The organism is Burkholderia arboris, from assembly GCF_038723655.1.
GTDB lineage: Bacteria > Pseudomonadota > Gammaproteobacteria > Burkholderiales > Burkholderiaceae > Burkholderia > Burkholderia arboris.
Genome location: NZ_CP109822.1, coordinates 1,086,460 through 1,104,006 on the forward strand (window position 1 = coordinate 1,086,460; position 17,547 = coordinate 1,104,006).

Annotated in this window: 15 protein-coding genes; 7 read left to right on the forward strand and 8 right to left on the reverse strand. The window is 68.8% G+C overall.

The window, feature by feature from the left end; genetic code table 11:
• Nucleotides 1-79 precede the first annotated feature (79 nt).
• Nucleotides 80-937 (reverse strand): helix-turn-helix transcriptional regulator, encoded by an 858-nt coding sequence (locus tag OHZ10_RS22235; RefSeq protein WP_340625262.1) that lies wholly within the window; start codon nucleotides 935-937, stop codon nucleotides 80-82.
• Between the two features lie 95 nt (nucleotides 938-1,032).
• On the opposite strand from OHZ10_RS22235, the gene OHZ10_RS22240 reads away from it, so the two are divergent.
• Nucleotides 1,033-1,926, forward strand: a complete 894-nt coding sequence (locus tag OHZ10_RS22240; protein ID WP_342705806.1) for an SDR family oxidoreductase — start codon at nucleotides 1,033-1,035, stop codon at nucleotides 1,924-1,926.
• A gap of 32 nt (nucleotides 1,927-1,958) precedes the next feature.
• Here the strand turns inward: OHZ10_RS22240 and OHZ10_RS22245 are convergent, their stop codons facing one another.
• The gene (locus OHZ10_RS22245) at nucleotides 1,959-2,948 is read right to left on the reverse strand and encodes a zinc-dependent alcohol dehydrogenase family protein (protein WP_059237508.1); all 990 of its coding nucleotides are present in this window, start codon (nucleotides 2,946-2,948) and stop codon (nucleotides 1,959-1,961) included.
• A 355-nt stretch (nucleotides 2,949-3,303) separates the two neighbouring features.
• On the opposite strand from OHZ10_RS22245, the gene OHZ10_RS22250 reads away from it, so the two are divergent.
• Nucleotides 3,304-6,327, forward strand: coding sequence for an amino acid adenylation domain-containing protein (locus tag OHZ10_RS22250; RefSeq protein ID WP_342705807.1), 3,024 nt, complete (start codon nucleotides 3,304-3,306; stop codon nucleotides 6,325-6,327).
• Here the strand turns inward: OHZ10_RS22250 and OHZ10_RS22255 are convergent.
• The 4 genes from OHZ10_RS22255 to OHZ10_RS22270 form a co-directional block, all read right to left on the reverse strand.
• A complete protein-coding gene (locus tag OHZ10_RS22255) occupies nucleotides 6,293-7,195 on the reverse strand; it encodes a LysR family transcriptional regulator (RefSeq protein WP_059237506.1) in 903 nt (300 codons plus the stop codon). The genes OHZ10_RS22250 and OHZ10_RS22255 overlap by 35 nt on opposite strands.
• Before the next feature lie 75 nt (nucleotides 7,196-7,270).
• Nucleotides 7,271-8,647, reverse strand: a complete 1,377-nt coding sequence (locus OHZ10_RS22260; RefSeq protein ID WP_059237505.1) for an FAD-containing oxidoreductase — start codon at nucleotides 8,645-8,647, stop codon at nucleotides 7,271-7,273.
• Between the two features lie 191 nt (nucleotides 8,648-8,838).
• Nucleotides 8,839-9,417: a hypothetical protein gene (locus OHZ10_RS22265; RefSeq protein ID WP_342705808.1), complete on the reverse strand. Its 579-nt coding sequence runs from the start codon at nucleotides 9,415-9,417 to the stop codon at nucleotides 8,839-8,841.
• 48 nt (nucleotides 9,418-9,465) lie between these two features.
• Nucleotides 9,466-9,930: a GNAT family N-acetyltransferase gene (locus tag OHZ10_RS22270; RefSeq protein WP_059237503.1), complete on the reverse strand. Its 465-nt coding sequence runs from the start codon at nucleotides 9,928-9,930 to the stop codon at nucleotides 9,466-9,468.
• Nucleotides 9,931-10,081: 151 nt separating this feature from the next.
• On the opposite strand from OHZ10_RS22270, the gene OHZ10_RS22275 reads away from it, so the two are divergent.
• The 5 genes from OHZ10_RS22275 (at nucleotide 10,082) to OHZ10_RS22295 (ending at nucleotide 16,141) form a co-directional block, all read left to right on the forward strand.
• Nucleotides 10,082-10,720, forward strand: coding sequence for a LysE family translocator (locus OHZ10_RS22275; RefSeq protein ID WP_012493146.1), 639 nt, complete (start codon nucleotides 10,082-10,084; stop codon nucleotides 10,718-10,720).
• A 309-nt stretch (nucleotides 10,721-11,029) separates the two neighbouring features.
• Nucleotides 11,030-11,812 carry a DUF3348 domain-containing protein gene (locus OHZ10_RS22280; RefSeq protein WP_342705809.1) on the forward strand — a complete coding sequence of 261 codons (783 nt, stop codon included), beginning with the start codon at nucleotides 11,030-11,032 and terminating at the stop codon, nucleotides 11,810-11,812.
• A gap of 10 nt (nucleotides 11,813-11,822) precedes the next feature.
• The gene (locus OHZ10_RS22285) at nucleotides 11,823-14,870 is read left to right on the forward strand and encodes a DUF802 domain-containing protein (protein WP_342705811.1); all 3,048 of its coding nucleotides are present in this window, start codon (nucleotides 11,823-11,825) and stop codon (nucleotides 14,868-14,870) included.
• A gap of 3 nt (nucleotides 14,871-14,873) precedes the next feature.
• Nucleotides 14,874-15,518: an OmpA family protein gene (locus tag OHZ10_RS22290; protein WP_342705813.1), complete on the forward strand. Its 645-nt coding sequence runs from the start codon at nucleotides 14,874-14,876 to the stop codon at nucleotides 15,516-15,518.
• The gene (locus OHZ10_RS22295) at nucleotides 15,515-16,141 is read left to right on the forward strand and encodes a DUF2894 domain-containing protein (protein ID WP_342705814.1); all 627 of its coding nucleotides are present in this window, start codon (nucleotides 15,515-15,517) and stop codon (nucleotides 16,139-16,141) included. The genes OHZ10_RS22290 and OHZ10_RS22295 overlap by 4 nt, the downstream gene beginning before the upstream one ends.
• Nucleotides 16,142-16,175: 34 nt before the next feature.
• Here OHZ10_RS22295 and OHZ10_RS22300 read toward each other — a convergent pair whose 3' ends face one another.
• Together OHZ10_RS22300 and OHZ10_RS22305 are read right to left on the reverse strand one after the other, a co-directional pair.
• Nucleotides 16,176-16,748, reverse strand: coding sequence for an NADPH-dependent FMN reductase (locus OHZ10_RS22300; protein WP_059237499.1), 573 nt, complete (start codon nucleotides 16,746-16,748; stop codon nucleotides 16,176-16,178).
• A 56-nt stretch (nucleotides 16,749-16,804) separates the two neighbouring features.
• Nucleotides 16,805-17,473, reverse strand: a complete 669-nt coding sequence (locus OHZ10_RS22305; RefSeq protein ID WP_342705815.1) for a histone acetyltransferase — start codon at nucleotides 17,471-17,473, stop codon at nucleotides 16,805-16,807.
• Nucleotides 17,474-17,547: the final 74 nt, after the last annotated feature.

The window sequence follows — 17,547 nt, forward strand, 5'->3', positions numbered from 1 at the left end:
ATTGTGATGGGGGTGAAGGCAGCCGAAGGGGCCGGATGGGAAGGCCGGCGAGGCGGGCGGCGGCGCCCGCCGCGTGCGGTCATGCAGCCGGTGCCTGCCGCGCACCGGCCTGGTCGCGCGCTGCGACGAGCGCCCGGATGCGCGCGCGGTCGGCCGGCGTCGCCGGCGTGAAGATCACGAGGCTCAGGTCGGGGCGGCCGGTGACCGAGAACGCCGAATAGTCGAACGCGATCCGGCCGGCCTGCGGATGGCGGATTTCTTTCGTACTTTCGTCATGCGAATGGATGTCGTGGTCGCGCCACATCGTGTCGAATTCGGCGCTCGTCGCGCGCATCTCGTCGACGAACGCCTGCACGGCCTGCGTCGCGCCAATGCGCGCGACGTCCGCACGAAACGCGCCGACCGCGAACCGCGCGACGCGCTCCCAGTTCGGCTGCGCATCGCGTACGCCCGCGTCGACGAAGATCAGCCGCAGGATGTTGCGCGCGGCGGGGGGCAGCTTCGCGTAGTCGGTCAGCGTGGCGGCCGCCGCGTCGTTCCAGGCGACGACGTCCCACGTCGCCGAGCGCACGATCGCGGGGCTCGCGTCGAGCGAATCGAGCACGTGCTGCAGGCGCGGCGTTACACCGGCCGGCGCGCGATAGCGCACGTCGGGCGGATGGCCGACGCCGATCAGGAACAGATGTTCGCGTTCGGCTTCGTTCAGCATCAGTGCGCGGGCGAGCCGGTCGAGCACATCGGCCGACGGTGCGCCGCCGCGCCCCTGTTCGAGCCACGTGTACCACGCGGCGCTCACATGCGCGCGCTGCGCGACTTCCTCGCGCCGCAGGCCCGGCGTGCGGCGGCGGGTGGCCGGCAGCCCGAGCGCGGCCGGGTCGAGTTTCTCGCGGCGGTCCCTCAGGTACGCGCCGAGCAGGTTGTCGGGGGCGTCAGCCATATCCTGTTAGTTCGTTTACCGGTAAACCGTCACGACTTCACCGCGAGCGGCCATCGACAGATAGTAAGCCTCCATTTCATCCGGAGGTACTGAACATGCGTGTCTTTGTTACGGGAGCGTCGGGATTCGTCGGCTCGGCCGTCGTCGCCGAACTGGTTGCCGCCGGGCACTCGGTGCTCGGGCTCGCGCGGTCCGAAGCGGCGGCCGCGTCGGTGGCCGCCGCAGGCGCCGACGTGCATCGCGGGTCGCTGGAAGATCTCGACAGCCTGACGCGCGGCGCCGAAACCGCCGACGCGGTGATCCACACGGGATTCAATCACGACTTCTCGCGCTTCGCGCAGAACTGCGAACTCGATCGCCGTGCGATCGAGACGGTTGGCGCGGTACTCGCGGGTTCGGCGCGGCCGCTGGTCGTCACGTCGGGGCTGGCGCTCGTCGCGCCGGGCCGCGAGGCGACGGAAGACGATTCGCACGTGCCGGTGTCGCCGGCCTATCCGCGTGCGTCCGAAGCGGCCGCGGTCGCGCTGGAAGCGCGCGGCGTACATGCGTCGGTCGTACGCTTGCCGCCGTCCGTACACGGCGACGGCGATCATGGTTTCGTGCCGTGGCTGATTGCATTCGCGAGGGAGAAGGGGGCTTCGGCGGTCGTCGGCGACGGCGGCAATCGCTGGCCGGCCGTGCACCGGCTCGACGCGGCGCGTGTGTACCGGCTCGCGATCGAACGCGGGACGGGCGGCGCGCGCTATCACGCGGTCGACGATACCGGTGTGCGGTTTCGCGAGATCGCGGACGTGATCGGCCGGCGGCTGAACGTACCGGTCGTCACGAAGTCGCCGGCGGAGGCCGGCGAGCATTTCGGCTGGTTCGCGATGTTTGCCGGGATGGATGCGCCGGCCACCAGCGAGCGCACGCGCGCATTGCTCGACTGGGTGCCGACGCAGCCGCGGCTGCTGGCCGACATCGATCGGCCGCGGTATTTCGAAAGCTGAGCGGGCGGCGGGCAGCGCCCGCCGCGCACGGCTCAGACCGTGACGACGATCTTGCCGACCTGCGCACCGGCTTCCATGTAGCGGTGCGCGTCGGCGATGTCGTCGAACGCGAACGTGCGGTCGATCAGCGGCTTCAGCGTGCCGGCCGCGAGCCCGTCGACGATGAAGCGCTTCGCGCGCTCGAGCCGTTGCGCGTCGCCGGTGATCTCGAACAGCTCGTAGCCGCGCAGCGTCAGGTGGCGCGCGAGCAGGTCCATCACCGGCACCGGGATGTCGCGCGTATCGAGTGCGCCGTACTGGAAGAACGTGCCGTTCGTGGCCAGCGCGCGCAGCAGGTTCGCCGCATCGGGGCCGCCGACCGGATCGAACACGAGGCGTGCGCCGGTGCCGCCGGTGATCTCCGCCACTTGCTGCGGCAGGTCGGCCGGGCTGCCGGCGATCACGTGCTTCGCGCCCGCGTCGAGCAACGCCTGACGCTTCGATTCGCCGCGCGTCAGCGCGATCGGCACCGCGCCGATGTGGTTCGCGACCTGGATCGCCGCCTGCCCGACGCTGCTCGACGCGGCGCCGATCAACACCGCATCGCCGCGCTTCAGTCCGCCGAGTTCGATCAACGCGCCGTAGGCCGTGACGAACATCATCCACGTCGCGGCGGCTTCCTCGAACGACAGGCTGTCCGGATGCCTGACCACGGCGTGCGCGGGCACGTTGACCACCTCGCCGTACATCCCGTAGTCGGCAAACGAGAACGCCGGTACGACGCTCACCGCGTCGCCTTCGGCGAATGCCGTCACGTTGCGGCCGACTGCCGCGACCACGCCCGACGCCTCGTAGCCGAGCGATGCCGGAAAGCGCGGCATGAACGTGTATTCGCCGCTGCGGAACATGACTTCCGCGCGATTGAGGCCGATCGCCTTCACGCGCAGCTGAATCTCGTCGGGGCCTGGCGCGGGCACGTCGATGGTGTCGATCTGCAGGACGTCGGGGCCGCCGATGCGGTGGAAACGAACGATGCGGGACATGGATTGCTCCTTCGATGAACGGGTGTCGATGAAGAAGCATCGTAGGCGGGTGTCCGCGCCGGATAAACGTGCGCCGGGATCATTGATTGTTATTTGACGAATAACAATGGATGCCAACGTATGTGTGGCCGTCGATGTCCGATGGACTACGCTGGTTGGGCGACCGGCGCCGCGATACCCGGCACGTCGTCGAATGCTGCTTCAAGTGCATCAAACATCGCCATCGTTTCGCTGTGTGTGACGACGCGGTTCGTGACCGACACAAGTTGCCTGTGTGCCGTTCACCAGTGAATTGCGTTTTATGCGTGCCACTCTATATTGAGATCTGCGCCTGTCGATATGAGGAATAAAAAGGATGACTACTCAATCGAACGTGATCGAAATATTCCGGACTCAGGCGGCGCGTGACGGGGACGCGTCAGCCGTGGTTTCGGAGCATGAATGCCTGAGTTACCGGGAACTGGACCTTCGGAGCGATGCGGTGGCGCGTGCATTGCGGGCGCGAGGCATCGCAAGCGGCGACCTCGTGCCGATCGAGGCGGCGCGGAACGCGGCGTTCATTGTCGGCATCCTCGGCATCCTGAAGGCGGGCGCAACCTATGTGCCGATCGACGAACGCTATCCCGACGCCCGCAAACATCACATCCTGCGGCAATGCAATGCCGCGCTGGTATTGACGGCCCGTACGGCGCCGCGCGATGCGGCAGCGCCGTTCGCGAGCGTGGCGGACCTGTCCGCGTGGCGGCCGGATCGCGACGATGCACGCGCAACGCAACATGCCGATGCGCAGGGCGGCGCGATCTACGTGATCTTCACGTCCGGCTCCACCGGTGCGCCGAAGGGCGTGATCGTCGAACATGCCGCCGTGTCGGCGCTCGTCGATTGGCACAACGTACGTTTCGCGATGAACGGTGCAAGCCGTACGACGCTGATGGCCGGCCTCGGCTTCGATGTATCGCAGTGGGAAATCTGGTCGGCCCTTTGCGCGGGCGCGACGTTGTGTCTGCCGGACGACGAAACGCGTGTGGACGCCGACGCGCTCGTCGGCTTCTTCACCCGCCACCGGATCACGCATGCGTACGTGCCCACCGTGATGGTGGCTGACGTGGTCGGTGTCGGCCAGCCTGCGGACCTGAAGCTGAAGTACCTGTTTACGGCCGGTGAAAAGCTCGGCCCGATCGATACCGGCAGGATCGCTTACACGGTGATCGATTACTACGGGCCGACCGAAGCGACGATCTTCGCGACTTGCCAGGTTGTGCCGAGCGCGGCACTCGGCCGTCCGGAGTCGATCGGGCGGCCCGTCGGCGCGACGGAGATCCTGATCCTGAACGACGCACGGGATGCTGTAACGGGGAGCGACGTCGGCGAGATCTGCATCGGCGGGCCGGGCCTGGCCCGCGGCTACCTGGGCAACCCGGCGCTGACCCGCGAGAAATTCCGTCCGCACCCGCGGCAGCCCGGCCGGATCATCTATCGCACGGGCGATCTCGGGCGCTGGCTGGACGACGGCTCGATCCAGTTCCTCGGGCGCCTGGACGATCAGGTCAAGATTCGCGGCAATCTGGTCGAGCTGAGCGAAGTTCACGCTGCGCTCGTCCGGTCCGGCGAAGTGCGCAGGGCCGTGGTGCTGGCATTGCCCGGCGCGGCCGGAGCCGGGATGGAGCTTGTCGCGTTCGTCGTGCCGCGCGATCCCGCCGTGCCGGATGCGCGTATCGTCGATGCACTCAAGGCCAGCGTCCGGCAAACCCTGCCCGATTACATGTGGCCCGTCGGTCACGTGCTGCTGGACGGCATGCCGGTGACGGCGAACGGCAAGACCGACCGGGCCGCGCTCGAACTTCGATACCGCGAAGCACAGCGCAGCCGGACGGAGCCGGCGCTGTATTCCGCCGTCGAGCGGATCGTCGCGGATGCATTCGTCGCGTTGACCGGCCACGCGTCCTTTCGCAAGACCGATGGTTTCTTCGATATAGGCGGCAATTCGCTGCTGACCGCGAAGCTCGCGAGGGCGTTGTCGGACGCGGCGGGGACGAAGATGCTGATCCGGGATGTCTACGAGCACCAATCGGTGGAGGCGCTTGCACGCGAAATCGAGCGACGTGCCGCCAGCGCGGCGCGCGCGATCGAACGCGAGCCGGTTTATGCGCTGGAGAACGATATCCGCGTGCCGGACGAAGCGGATTTCAGCGGAGCGTTCGACGAGGCGCTGCTCGCGTGTCCGCGCACGATCCTGCTGACGGGCGCCACGGGATTCGTCGGCGTCCACTTGCTGGCCGAACTGCTCGCGACGACGTCGGCGGCCGTGCATTGTCTGGTGCGCGCGAAGGATGCGGCAGCGGGGCGGGCGCGGATCGATGAAAAACTGCGCGCGTACGACGTGAACCTCGGGCCGGGCGAGCGTTCGCGCATCCGCGTGTGGGCGGGCGACGTCACGCAAGCGCGCTTCGGCATGAACGAGCACGACTACGCGGCGCTGGCGGACGGGATCGACCTCGTTTACCACTCGGCCAGCGCGGTCAATTTCATCCAGCCGTATTCGTACATGAAGCGGATCAACGTGGACGGCCTGGCCCGGATCCTCGCATTTGCCGGATGCCGGCGAACCAAGGCGCTGACCCTGCTGTCGACGATCTCGGTGTACAGCTGGGGCCATCGTGTCACCGGCAAGACCATGATGACCGAGGCGGACGACATCGATCAGAACCTGCCGGCGGTGCTCGAGGACATCGGCTATACGCGCAGCAAGTGGGTGATGGAGAAAATGGCCGACCTGGCTGCGCTGCGCGGCCTGCCGCTGATGACCTTCCGGCTCGGCTACGCGACGTTTCACGGCGAGACCGGCGTGAGCGCGGACTATCAATGGTGGGGGCGGCTGGTCAGGACGTGCATCGCGCGCGGCACCGTGCCCGACCTGCACGACCTGCGCGAAGGGCTGACGAGCGTCGACTACATGACGAAAGCGCTCGCGCGGATTTCGCGCAATCCGGCGGCGCTGGGGCGGAAGTTCAACCTGATCAATTCGCCCGAGTCCGACCTGACGCTGAAGGCGTTTTTCTCGAGGCTCGAACGATACTTCGACCTGCGGTTCAGGGTCGTTCCGTACCGCGAATGGCTCGATGCATGGAAGACGGATAGCGACGCACCGCTGTATCCGCTGTTGAGCCTGTTCGACGACAACATTCGCGATGGCCTGAGCACGGTCGAGCTGTATCAGAACAATTACGTGTGGGACTGTCGCAACGTGATCGCGTTTCTGGAAGGCAGCGGCATCGAGCAGCCGGCATTTTCCCGCGAACAGCTGGCGCGGTACATGGAGCGGTCGATCGGTTATCGGGTCGCGGCTAGGCCGGGTAACGCCGCGCGAACAGGTCGGTGAGCCAGTCGATGAAGGCGCGCACCTTGTCCGACAGGTGCGCGCGGTTCGGGTACAGCACCGACACCGGCTTCGGCACGGCCGGCACGCCGGGCAGCAGTTCGATCAGCAGGCCCGCGTCGATGCTCGGCTGCAGCGCGGGCCGCAGCGCATGCACGATGCCGAGGCCCGCGAGCCCGCAGGACAGCAGCGCTTCCGAGTTGTCCGTGAGCAGGCTGCTCGTGAGCTTCACCGCGACGGTTTCGCCGTGCGGGCGAAACGTCCACTCGAGCACGCGGCGATTGCTGCCGGTGAAGAAGTTGACCGCGCGATGCGTACGCAGGTCGTCCAGCGTGCGCGGCAAGCCGTGGCGCGAAACATAGGCAGGCGACGCGCACGTGACCATCGGCACCGCGCCGACCGTGCGCGCGACCATGCTCGAATCCTTGAGCGTGCCGACCCGCACGACGCAGTCGATGCCTTCGCCGATCAGGTCGACCGGCTGGTCGCTTGCCCCGAGCACGAGTTCGATCTGCGGATAGCGCTGCTGAAAGTCGGGCAGCGCCGGAATCACGACCGTCTTCGCCAGCGCCAGCGCGATGTCGATCCGCAACCGGCCCTTCGGCACCGCCCGCTGTTTGGGGAATGACGCGAACGCATCGTCGATGCTGCCGAGCAGCTGCACGCAGCGCGCATGAAACGCTTCGCCTTCCGCCGTCACGCTGACGCGCCGCGTGCTGCGGTTCAGCAGCCGCACGCCGAGCGCCTGTTCGAGCTGCTGCACGGCTTTCGTGACGGCCGGCCGATGCAACTGCAGTGCGTCGGCGGCCTGCGTGAAGTTGCCGCGCTCGACGATCTGTACGTAGATCTGCATCGCTTGCAGGCGGTCCATGGCGTTCCCGGGTGTCGTGGCGAGCGGCCATCTTCGCACACCGTCCGACACCCGTGCTCAGCCGCCCGCCGCGCATCACGCGACCGGATGCAGGTCCTGCAGCAGCGTCGGCACGAGTTCCGACACGGTCGGGTGGATATGCATCGCGCGGCTGATCGTCGTGTACGGCGCGCCGGCGGCCATCACGTCGAGCATGCCGTGCACGACTTCGTCGCCGGTCACGCCGAGGATCGACGCGCCGAGGATCGCGTGGCTGTCCGCATCGACGATCACCTTCATGAAGCCCTGGCTTTCGCCTTTCTCGACCGCTCGCCCGACGCGCGTCATCGGGCGCGTGCCGACCAGCAGCCGGCGGCCGGTCTGTTTCGCTTCCGCGAGCGTCATGCCGACGCGGCCGAGCGGCGGGTCGATGTACATCGCGTAGGCCGTGATGCGGTCGGACACCTTGCGCGGATCGTCGTCGAGCAGGTTCGCCGCGACGATCTCGTAGTCGTTGTACGCGGTGTGCGTGAACGCGCCGCGTCCGTTGCAGTCGCCGAGCGCCCAGATGCCGGGCACGTTCGTGCGCAGCTGCTCGTCGACGGCGATGTAGCCGCGCGCGTCGGTTGCGACGCCCGCCCGGTCGAGCCCGAGATCGTCGGTGTTCGGCACGCGGCCGACCGCGAGCAGCAGGTGCGAGCCCGCGACCTCGCGGCCGCCGCCCGCGCAGTCGAGGCCGACCACGACACCGTTGCCGTCGCGCCGTGCGCTCAGGCAGTTCGCGTCGAGCTGCACGTCGATCCCTTCGTTCTCGAGAATCTCGCGCACGGCCTGCGACACGTCCTCGTCCTCGCGGCGGATCAGGCGCGCGCCTTTCTCGACGATCGTGACCTTCGATCCGAAGCGGCGGTACATCTGGCCGAACTCGAGTCCGACATAGCTGCCGCCGACGATCACGAGATGGTCCGGCAGGAAGTCGACGTCCATCATCGTCGAATTGGTCAGGTACGGCACCGAGTCGAGGCCGGGCATCGCGGGTACCTGTGCGCGGCCGCCGACGTTGACGAAGATGCGTTCGGCTTCGAGCAGTTCATCGCCCACGCGCACCGCGTCGGCGCGCTCGAATCGGGCGTGACCCTGAAACACGGTCGTGTTCGCGAGGCCGCGCACCCATTGCTCGACGCCGTGGTTCGAGCGGCCGGCAACCTGGTCCTTGCGTGCCTTCACGGCTTTCATGTCGACGGTGACGGGGCCCACCGACACGCCGTATTCGCCGGCGCGCCGTGCGAGCTGCGCGGCGTACGCGCTCGCGATCAGCGTCTTGGTCGGGATGCAGCCAGTGTTCACGCAGGTGCCGCCGAAACGGCCGCGCTCGACGATCGCGACTTTCAGGCCGGCGGCGGCGAGCCGCGCGGCGAGCGGCGGCCCGGCCTGGCCCGTGCCGATGACGATCGCGTCGAAGTGTTGCGTCATGACGTCCTCCTGGGCGGATGCAGCGAGGAAAGGGGCAGGCGCGAACCGCGTGCCGTGCCCGCGGTCGCCGAGGGGCGACGAGCGCCTATGGTAGACCTGTTGGCGCGGCGTCGCGAGTGGCGGGCGGGCGATGGCCGCCGCATGGAAACCACGGCGCTGCCGACGGCATCGATGCGTGCCGCGCGCGGCGGCTAGTCCTTGCGTTTCCACTGCCCGAGCGACACCGGCTGGTGCGCGTCGGCGCGCGTGACGGTGACGTGGTCGGGCTTGTCGTCGATCGGGAACGATTCGGTGACGATCTGGTTCGAGAACAGCCAGCCGTGCGTGCGCGGGTCGTAGCGGAACGTGATGTAGTCGGTCCAGTGCTGCCCGCACGCGACGAAGTTCTGCACCGTGAAATAGCGGCCCTTCACCGCAAGGCCGTTGTCGGCGGCATCGTCGGGATCGAACGGATCGCACTGGCCGCCTTCGTTCGCGCGCAGCACCACCTGGTCGTTGCGCGCGGCGAGCCGGAAGGTGCGGTCGGCCTGCTCCTCGTAGATCAGCAGCGGGCGCGGCGACGGTTGTTCGCGCGTATCGTCCGCGCGATGCGCGACGACGAGAAAACTGTGCCGCCCGTTGTCGAGCGCCGGCCCGGCTTTCGCGAGCAGCGGCTGGTAGCCGGGCGGCAGTTGCGTGGCGATCGACTTCGGCAGGTCGTCGGCGCGGGCGGCGGCAGGCAGCGCCGCGAGCAACGGGAGCAGCAGGGTAGCGAGGCGGAGAACGCGCATGGCGGGAGGTCCGGTCGAAAGGAGGAAAGGGTTGCTGGCCGCGGGCGGTTACAGATCGCGCCCGAGAAATTCGGTGCCCGGCACCGGATTGAACGCGACGGGCGGTGCGGGCGTAAAACCGAGCGACGCATACAGTTGCCGTGCGGCGACGAACTCCGGAAGCACGTCGAGGCACATGCGCGCGTAGCCGGCCGCCTTCGCGTCGCGCAGCAGCCGTTCGACGAGCTGGCGGCCGACATTCAGCCCGCGCGCCTCGGGGCGTACGTACACACGCTTCATCTCGCACGCCGTATCGTCGATTTCGCGAAACGCCGCGCAGCCGACCACGCGCTCGCCGTGCCACGCGAGCAGCAGCAACCCGCGCGGCGCCGCGTATTTGCCGGGCAGCGCGGCGATTTCCGGCTCGTAGTCCTGGAATTCGAGGCTGACGGTCGGGCTCGCGATGTACTCGCGGAAGATCGCTTCGACGGCTGCGGCGTCGTCGGGGTAGCAGGCGGCGCGGATTTCGATCATGGCGGCGGGGCGGGATGACGGGAAAAAGGGTCAGCATAGCAGCGCGCGGCCGCTTTCGGCCACGTGCGAAGCGTGCCAGAATCAGCGGCTCGACCGTCGGAAACGACACGCCGGCGCCGGCGAATCGGCGCCGCTGACCAAGGAGACTTCGATGACTGCATCGGCTGCCGTACTCGCCATCCTGGCTGCGCTGTTTCTTGGCGCGATGATTCCGGGCCCGAGCTTCGTGCTGGTTGCCCGCAATTCGATCGGACTGTCGCGCCGCGACGGGCTCGCCACCGCGCTGGGCATGGGCATCGGCGGCATCGTGTTCGGCGGCGTCGCGCTGGCCGGGCTCTACACGCTGCTGCAGGCCGTCGAATGGCTCTATGTGGGCCTCAAGGTCGCGGGCGGCGCATACCTGATCTACATGGCGTCGAAGATCTGGCGCGGCGCCGATCGGCCGATCGCGATGGACGACCCGCAGGCGATGGCGGGCGGCAGCGCGCGCAAGTCGTTCCTGACGGGCCTCACGACCCAGCTCAGCAACCCGAAGACGGCGATCTGGTACGGCAGCATTTTCGCGGCGCTGCTCCCGCAGCATCCGCCGCTGTGGTGTTACCTCGTGCTGCCGCCGCTGGTGTTCGCCGTCGAATTCGGCTGGTACACGCTCGTCGCGCTGTGCTTTTCGACGCGCCGGCCGCGCGAGCTTTACCTGCGCGCCAAGAAGTGGGTCGACCGCATCGCGGCCGGTGCGATCACGCTGCTCGGGCTGCGGCTGATCCTGAACGCGCCGAAGGCGGGGATCTGACCGCCTCGTTCCTGACCTGACACGCATCGTACGGCGGCCAGCCATCCCCGGGCTGGCCGCCGGCGCGAACCGGCCGGGCCGCCGCCCGATCGCGCAGCGGGGTTCCGCAAACGCGTTGCTTCCTCATGACGCGGCCGCTCGCCGAGCTGCCGCCAGCCCTGTTCCCGACTCCCCGCCACCGCCTGCCGAGCCTTGCGCGACGGGCGTTCGCGTGTGTCGCACGACGCGCCGGACGGCGTCGCGCGCCCGATTCTGGCGGCCGACCTCCCGGCGACGTGTAAACTGCTGCCTTTTTTGACGGTTTGCAGCATGGTGCAAGCACCTCCGCGCCCGGCGCTGAGCGGTCCGACACTCGTCCGGCTGCTCGCGCGCCTGGCCGATGCCGACGTCGCGGAATCCCGGCAGACGCTGTCCGACCGGCTGAGCCAGTGGCTCGGCTGGACCGACGCGATCACGCTGTCGTCCGCGCTGACTGCGAGCCCGCCGGGCGTCGCGGCCGGCGTGCGCGGCTACGATGCGGAACGCGACTGCACACGCGTGCGGCACGACCTCGCGCAGGCGATCACGGCCACCAACCGGCCGCGCGCGCGGCGCCGGCCCGGCGACCTGCCGCCGCCGGCCGCCGATACGGCCGATTTCGCGGACTTCCGCCAGCGTTATCTGACCCTCCAACAGGATATGGAGACGGCGATCGGCCAGTTGCGCGGCCGCCTGCGGGTCGCGCTCGCCGCGCGCTCGTCCGGGATGGCGCGGCTCGCGACGCTCGACACGATCATGGAGCGCGTGCTCGGCGCGCGCGAGCGCAGCCTGCTGTCGGCCGTGCCCGCGCTGCTCGGCACGCGGTTCGGGCGGTTGCGCGACGCGGAGCGGCAGGCGCTGGCCGATGCCGAATCCGCCGCCGCGGCAGCCGCCGCCGACCCGGCCGATCCGGCTGACGATCGCGCGGCGGCCGACACTACGACCGTCGCGGCCATCGTGCCCGGCACATGGCTCGATACGTTTCGCGACGAGATGCAAAGCATCCTGCTTGCCGAACTCGAAGTCCGGTTTCAAACGGTAGACGGGCTGCTCGCGGCCCTTCGCACCTGCTAATCAACACGCTATGTCCAGAATTCGCCTTGATCTCGTTGTCTTCGTCGCCGGTCTGCTCGCAGTGGGCTGGATCGGTGTCGGCTATATCGCGTCGAACCCGCTGGCGTCGGCCGTCACGCTGCTGATCGGCGCGTGCTACGTCGCCGGCGCGTGGGAACTGCTGCGCTACCGGCAGGCGACCGCCACGCTGTCGCGCGCGGTGGCCGGCCTGACCGAGCCGCCCGCGACGCTCGACACATGGCTCGACACCCTGCACCCGGGCCTGCGCGGCGCGGTGCGCGCCCGTGTCGAAGGCGCACGCGTCGCGCTGCCCGGCCCGGCGCTCACGCCTTACCTCGTCGGCCTGCTGGTGCTGCTCGGCATGCTCGGCACGCTGCTCGGAATGGTCGTCACGCTGAAGGGCACCGGCGCCGCACTCGAAAGCGCGACCGATCTCGATGCGATCCGCGCGTCGCTGATCGCGCCGGTGAAGGGGCTCGGGTTCGCGTTCGGCACGTCGATCGCCGGTGTCGCGACGTCCGCGATGCTCGGGCTGCTGTCCGCGCTCGTGCGCCGCGAGCGGATCGATGCGGCCCAGCAGCTCGACGCGAAGATCGCGACGACGCTGCGCGTGCATTCGTCCGCGCATCAGCGCGACGAATCGTTCCGGCTGCTGCAGCGCCAGGCCGACGTGATGCCGGCGCTGGTTGACCGGCTGCAGACGATGATGACGACGCTCGAGGCGCGCAGCGTTGCGCTGCACGACCGTCAGCTTGAAAGCCAGCAGGCGTTTTTCGACCGGACCGAGCGCGCGTATGCGGGGCTCGCGTCGAACGTCGGTGACGCGCTGAAGGAAAGCGCCGCCGAAAGCGCACGGGTGGCCGGTGCAGCGCTGCAGCCGGTCGTCGCCGCGACGATGACGGGGCTCGCGCAGGAGATGGCCGCGCTGCGCGACACCGTGACCGGCGCCGTGCAGCGTCAGCTCGACGGGCTGACGGCAGGCTTCGAGAAGACCACCGGCAACGTGACGGCCGTCTGGAACCGCGCGATCGACGAACAACGTCAGGCGGGCGACGCCGTCGCGCAGCGACTGCAGACGACGCTCGGCCAGTTCACCGATACCTTCGCACAGCGTTCGACGGACCTGCTCGACGGCGTCGCGACGCGTCTCGAATCGACCGAAGGCCGGCTGTCGGATGCGTGGCGCGATGCGCTGGCGCGTCAGGAGCAGGTCGGCGAGGCGCTCGCGGGCCAGCACGCGCGGGCGTTGGGTGAAGCCGCCGCGACGTTCGAGCGCCATTCGGGCGCGACGCTCGCCGCGATGCGCGAGTCGCACGCGGGGCTGCAGACCGATCTGGCGGTGCGCGACGAACAGCGCCTCACGGCGTGGAACGACTCGCTGGCCGCGATGGCCGCGAAGCTGGGCGACGAATGGCAGCGCGCGGGTGCGCATAGCGCGGGCCGCCAGCAGGAAATCTGCGATGCGCTTGCCCAGACGACGCGTGATCTCACCACGCAGGCTTCGACGTTCGAACAACGTTCGAGCGATCTGCTGTCGACGATTCGCGAGTCGCATACGGGCCTGCAAGCGCAGCTTGCCGCACGCGACGACGAACGTTTGTCGGCATGGAACGACTCGCTGGCCGCGATGGCCACGAAGCTGGGTGACGAATGGCAGCGCGCGGGCGTGCATAGCGCGGGCCGCCAGCAGGAAATCTGCGACGCGCTCGCCCAAACGACGCGCGACCTCACCACGCAGGCTTCGACGTTCGAACAGCGCTCGACCGATCTGCTGTCGACGATCCGCGATTCGCATACGGGCCTGCAATCGCAGCTCGCGGCACGCGACGAAGAACGTCTGTCGGCATGGAACGACTCGCTGGCCGCGATGGCCGCGAAGCTCGGCGACGAATGGCAGCGCGCGGGTGTGCACAGCGCCGGCCGTCAGCAGGAAATCTGCGACGCGCTCGCCCAGACGACGCGCGACCTCACCACGCAGGCGTCGACGTTCGAACAACGCTCGAACGACCTGCTGTCGACGATCCGCGATTCGCATACGGGCCTGCAATCGCAGCTCGCCGCACGCGATGAAGCGCGCCTGTCGGCATGGAACGACTCGCTGGCCGCGATGGCCGCGAAGCTCGGCGACGAATGGCAGCGCGCGGGTGTGCACAGCGCCGGCCGTCAGCAGGAAATCTGCGACGCGCTCGCCCAGACGACGCGCGATCTGACCACGCAAGCTGCAACGTTCGAACAACGCTCGAACGACTTGCTGTCGACGATTCGCGACTCGCATGCCGGCCTGCAGACGCAACTGGCCGCACGCGACGAAGCCCGCCTGTCCGCATGGAACGATTCGCTCGCCGCGATGGCGGCCGCGCTGCGCGACGAATGGGCGCAGACGAGCGCGCAGGCCGCGACGCGCCAGCAGGACATCTGCGACACGCTGACCCGCACCGCGAACGACATCACCGCGCAGGCGCAAGTGCACGCGAGCGACACGATCAACGAAATCGCACGCCTCGTGCAGGCTGCGTCGGAAGCACCGAAGGCCGCGGCCGACGTCGTCGCCGAACTGCGCCAGCGCCTGTCCGACAGCATGGTGCGCGACACCGCGACGCTCGAGGAGCGCAGCCGCCTGCTCGCGACGCTCGAAACGCTGCTCGGCGCGGTCAACCACGCGTCGACCGAACAGCGCACCGCGATCGACGCGCTCGTCAGCACGTCGGCCGATCTGCTCGATCGCGTCGGCGCGCGCTTCAACGACACCGTCGATGCCGAAACGCGCAAGCTTGACTCGGTGGCCGCGCAGGTCACGGCCGGCGCCGTCGAAGTGGCGAGCCTCGGCGATGCGTTCGGGATGGCCGTACAGGTATTCGGCGAATCGAACGACAAGCTGCTGACCCATCTGCAGCGCATCGAGGCCGCGCTCGAGAAATCGCTCGCGCGCAGTGACGAGCAGCTCGAGTACTACGTCGCGCAGGCGCGCGAGGTGATCGACCTGAGCGTGATGTCGCAGAAGCAGATCGTCGAAGACCTGCAGCATCTCGCCGGCCGGCGGGCACCCGTCGGAGCGTAACGCATGCACGACGAAATCGACGGCGGCGCGGAATCGGCGCCGGTATGGCCCGCGTTCGCCGACCTGATGTCGGTGTTGCTCGGCGCGTTCGTGCTGATCCTCGTCGGCGTGATCGGCATGCAGCTTCAGTTGACGTCGAAGCTCGAGGAAGCCGTGCGTGCGCGCCAGCTCGAGGCGCAGCAGCGCAAGTCGCTCGAACAGGCGCTCGCCGGGCCGCTCGCGGCCGGCCGCGTGACGCTCGTGAACGGGCGCATCGGCATCAGCGGCAACGTGCTGTTTGCGCTGAACTCCGATCAGTTGCAGCCGGCGGGCCGCGACCTGCTGAAGACGCTGGCTGTACCGCTGGCCACGTACCTGAAGACGCGCGACGAGATCCTGATGATCAGCGGCTTCGCCGACGACCAGCAGGTGCATGCCGGCAACCGCCTGTTCGCGGACAACTGGGAGCTGTCGGCCAAGCGCGCGTTGACGGTCACGCGCGCGCTGATCGACGCCGGCGTACCGGCGACGTCGGTGTTCGCGGCTGCGTTCGGCTCCGAGCAGCCGGTCAGCTCGAACGCGGACGATGAAGGCCGCGCGAAGAACCGCCGCGTGGAGATCGCGCCGGTGCCGCGCAAGTCGGCATCGAACGGAGGGAAGGCGAAGTGACGGGCGACGCGACGCACGTGCGCGCAACGCTCGACGCATGGCGCGAGCAGGGCGCCGACCAGCTCGATCCCGTGCGCTTTCACCGGATCGACGCGCTCGAACGGCGCGCGGCCGCGCTCGAGGGCGGCGCGCGCGCGTTGCTCGACGCGCGGCTGGCGACGTTGCTCGACGGTTTTGCCGAGGTCGTTGCGCGGGCCGGTGAAGCCGGCCCCATGCGCGACGCGCTGGCCGCCGTAACGGCGGCGCCCGCACACGGCGGGCTCGCGGCGCTCGTCGAAGGGCTGGCTCGCGATGCGCAGGCCGACCGGCGCGGGCTCGATCCCGAACTGGTCGACTACTTCCGCGCGATGTGGTCGAAAGTCCGCACGGAACAGCAGTACCGGCAATCGCTCGACCAGGTGCCGCGCAACGCGGGGCCGCTCAATTCGAATAGTCTCGTGCACCGGTCGCTTGCGACGATGCGCGAGTTGTCGCCTGAATATCTGCAGCAGTTCCTGTCCTATGTCGATGCGCTCGCGTGGCTCGAGGATCTCGCCGGCGGCGGCGCGCAGCCCGAGAAGGAAGCGCCGCGCGCAAAGGCGGCCAAGCCGGCGAAGAAGGTGACGCGCGCCAAGGTGCGATAACGCGATGCCGCACGCGTTCGGGCGTGCGGGTTGCCTATCGGCCCGGCGGCGTGGCGTCGATCGCCGCGCGCAGCGCGTGCAACGCGTCGGCGAGCGCCGACGCGAACGGCGGATGCGCGGCGATGCCGGCCGCGTCGAGCTGGCTCCCGAGAACCGGCAGCGTGATCGACGCGGGTTCGACGATGCGCGCCGACATCACCGACAGCGTTTCCCGCAGCGCCGCGTCCGCATGGGTCGCACGCGGTGACGCATTCAGCACCGCGACCGGTTTGTACACGACCGCTTCGCATCCCACGACCCAGTCCAGCGCGTTCTTCATCACGCCCGTTACGCCGTGTGCGTATTCCGGGCTGGCGATCAGCATGCCGTCGGCTGCGTTCAGGCGGTCGATCAGGTCGCGCACCGCAGCGGGCGACGGATATTCGGCATCGGGATTGAACAACGGGAATTCGCCGAGACGATCGAAGCGCGTGACATGCATGCCGTGCGGGGCGACGCGTGCGGCCGCATCGAGCAGTGCGGCGTTGTACGATTGCGCGCGGAGGCTGCCGCACAGCGCGACGATGTCGATGCGGCGGTCGGCGTCGGGTCGGGGATCGGTGGTCATCGAGGGGCGTTTCGGTTGGCGCGCAATGCGCAGCCGCGTCGCGCGGATCCGACGGATTATCGCATCGGCGGCCGGGCGTCGTCGTGTCCGTTGCCGATGCTTGCGTCCCGGCGTGTCGCGTTTAATACCATCGCGGGATCGCACCGAACCGGTTCCGTATCGCTCATGCCGGCCGCCCGCGCGAATTCCGTCATCGTCCATCCGTTCCCGAGCAACAGCCGCCGCGTATGCAGCGCACCGTGCACGTCGTCGGCGACGGCATCGCCGAGATAGTGCAGCGCACGGCCCGCGACATCGACGAAGCCGTGCCGGTAATCCTGCGCGAGCGCCGTCCACAACTGCGCGGCACCGACCGACTGGCGCGCGCCGCTGAGCAGGCACAGGCCCGCGTCGAGCCCCCAGCGGTACAGCGTCGTCGCGAGGCCTTTGCGTTGCGCCGAGCCGCGCAGCCGCGTGTGCGGCGCGCGCAGGTAGCGGTCGGCGCGGCGCGGGATCTCGGGCAGCCGGTTGAACACCGTGTAGCCGGCGAGCTGGCGCGCGGCCGGATCTTCGACGTACAGGAAGTATTCGCCATCCGCTTCGCGGTGGCGGACGATCAGGCCCGAGCGGCCGAGCGCGACGGCCGGCAGGCCGTGCAGGCGATGGCCCGGCTGGTGGAGGCGTTCATGAAGGAGGTCGAGTTCGTCGTCGATGTCGTGCTGGGAATGCTGTACGTCGATACGCATGGCAAAGGCCGCCCGTCGCGGGCGGTTCGGGAAAGAGGTTCATCGCAAATGGGAAACGAATGGGTGCGGCCCCC

Excerpts from the sequence above, each read along its gene's own strand:
- OHZ10_RS22235 (WP_340625262.1), bottom strand. The coding sequence starts at position 937 with ATGGCTGACGCCCCCGACAACCTGCTCGGCGCGTACCTGAGGGACCGC.
- OHZ10_RS22240 (WP_342705806.1), top strand. The coding sequence starts at position 1,033 with ATGCGTGTCTTTGTTACGGGAGCGTCGGGATTCGTCGGCTCGGCCGTC.
- OHZ10_RS22245 (WP_059237508.1), bottom strand. The coding sequence starts at position 2,948 with ATGTCCCGCATCGTTCGTTTCCACCGCATCGGCGGCCCCGACGTCCTG.
- OHZ10_RS22250 (WP_342705807.1), top strand. The coding sequence starts at position 3,304 with ATGACTACTCAATCGAACGTGATCGAAATATTCCGGACTCAGGCGGCG.
- OHZ10_RS22255 (WP_059237506.1), bottom strand. The coding sequence starts at position 7,195 with ATGGACCGCCTGCAAGCGATGCAGATCTACGTACAGATCGTCGAGCGC.
- OHZ10_RS22260 (WP_059237505.1), bottom strand. The coding sequence starts at position 8,647 with ATGACGCAACACTTCGACGCGATCGTCATCGGCACGGGCCAGGCCGGG.
- OHZ10_RS22265 (WP_342705808.1), bottom strand. The coding sequence starts at position 9,417 with ATGCGCGTTCTCCGCCTCGCTACCCTGCTGCTCCCGTTGCTCGCGGCG.
- OHZ10_RS22270 (WP_059237503.1), bottom strand. The coding sequence starts at position 9,930 with ATGATCGAAATCCGCGCCGCCTGCTACCCCGACGACGCCGCAGCCGTC.
- OHZ10_RS22275 (WP_012493146.1), top strand. The coding sequence starts at position 10,082 with ATGACTGCATCGGCTGCCGTACTCGCCATCCTGGCTGCGCTGTTTCTT.
- OHZ10_RS22280 (WP_342705809.1), top strand. The coding sequence starts at position 11,030 with ATGGTGCAAGCACCTCCGCGCCCGGCGCTGAGCGGTCCGACACTCGTC.
- OHZ10_RS22285 (WP_342705811.1), top strand. The coding sequence starts at position 11,823 with ATGTCCAGAATTCGCCTTGATCTCGTTGTCTTCGTCGCCGGTCTGCTC.
- OHZ10_RS22290 (WP_342705813.1), top strand. The coding sequence starts at position 14,874 with ATGCACGACGAAATCGACGGCGGCGCGGAATCGGCGCCGGTATGGCCC.
- OHZ10_RS22300 (WP_059237499.1), bottom strand. The coding sequence starts at position 16,748 with ATGACCACCGATCCCCGACCCGACGCCGACCGCCGCATCGACATCGTC.
- OHZ10_RS22305 (WP_342705815.1), bottom strand. The coding sequence starts at position 17,473 with ATGCGTATCGACGTACAGCATTCCCAGCACGACATCGACGACGAACTC.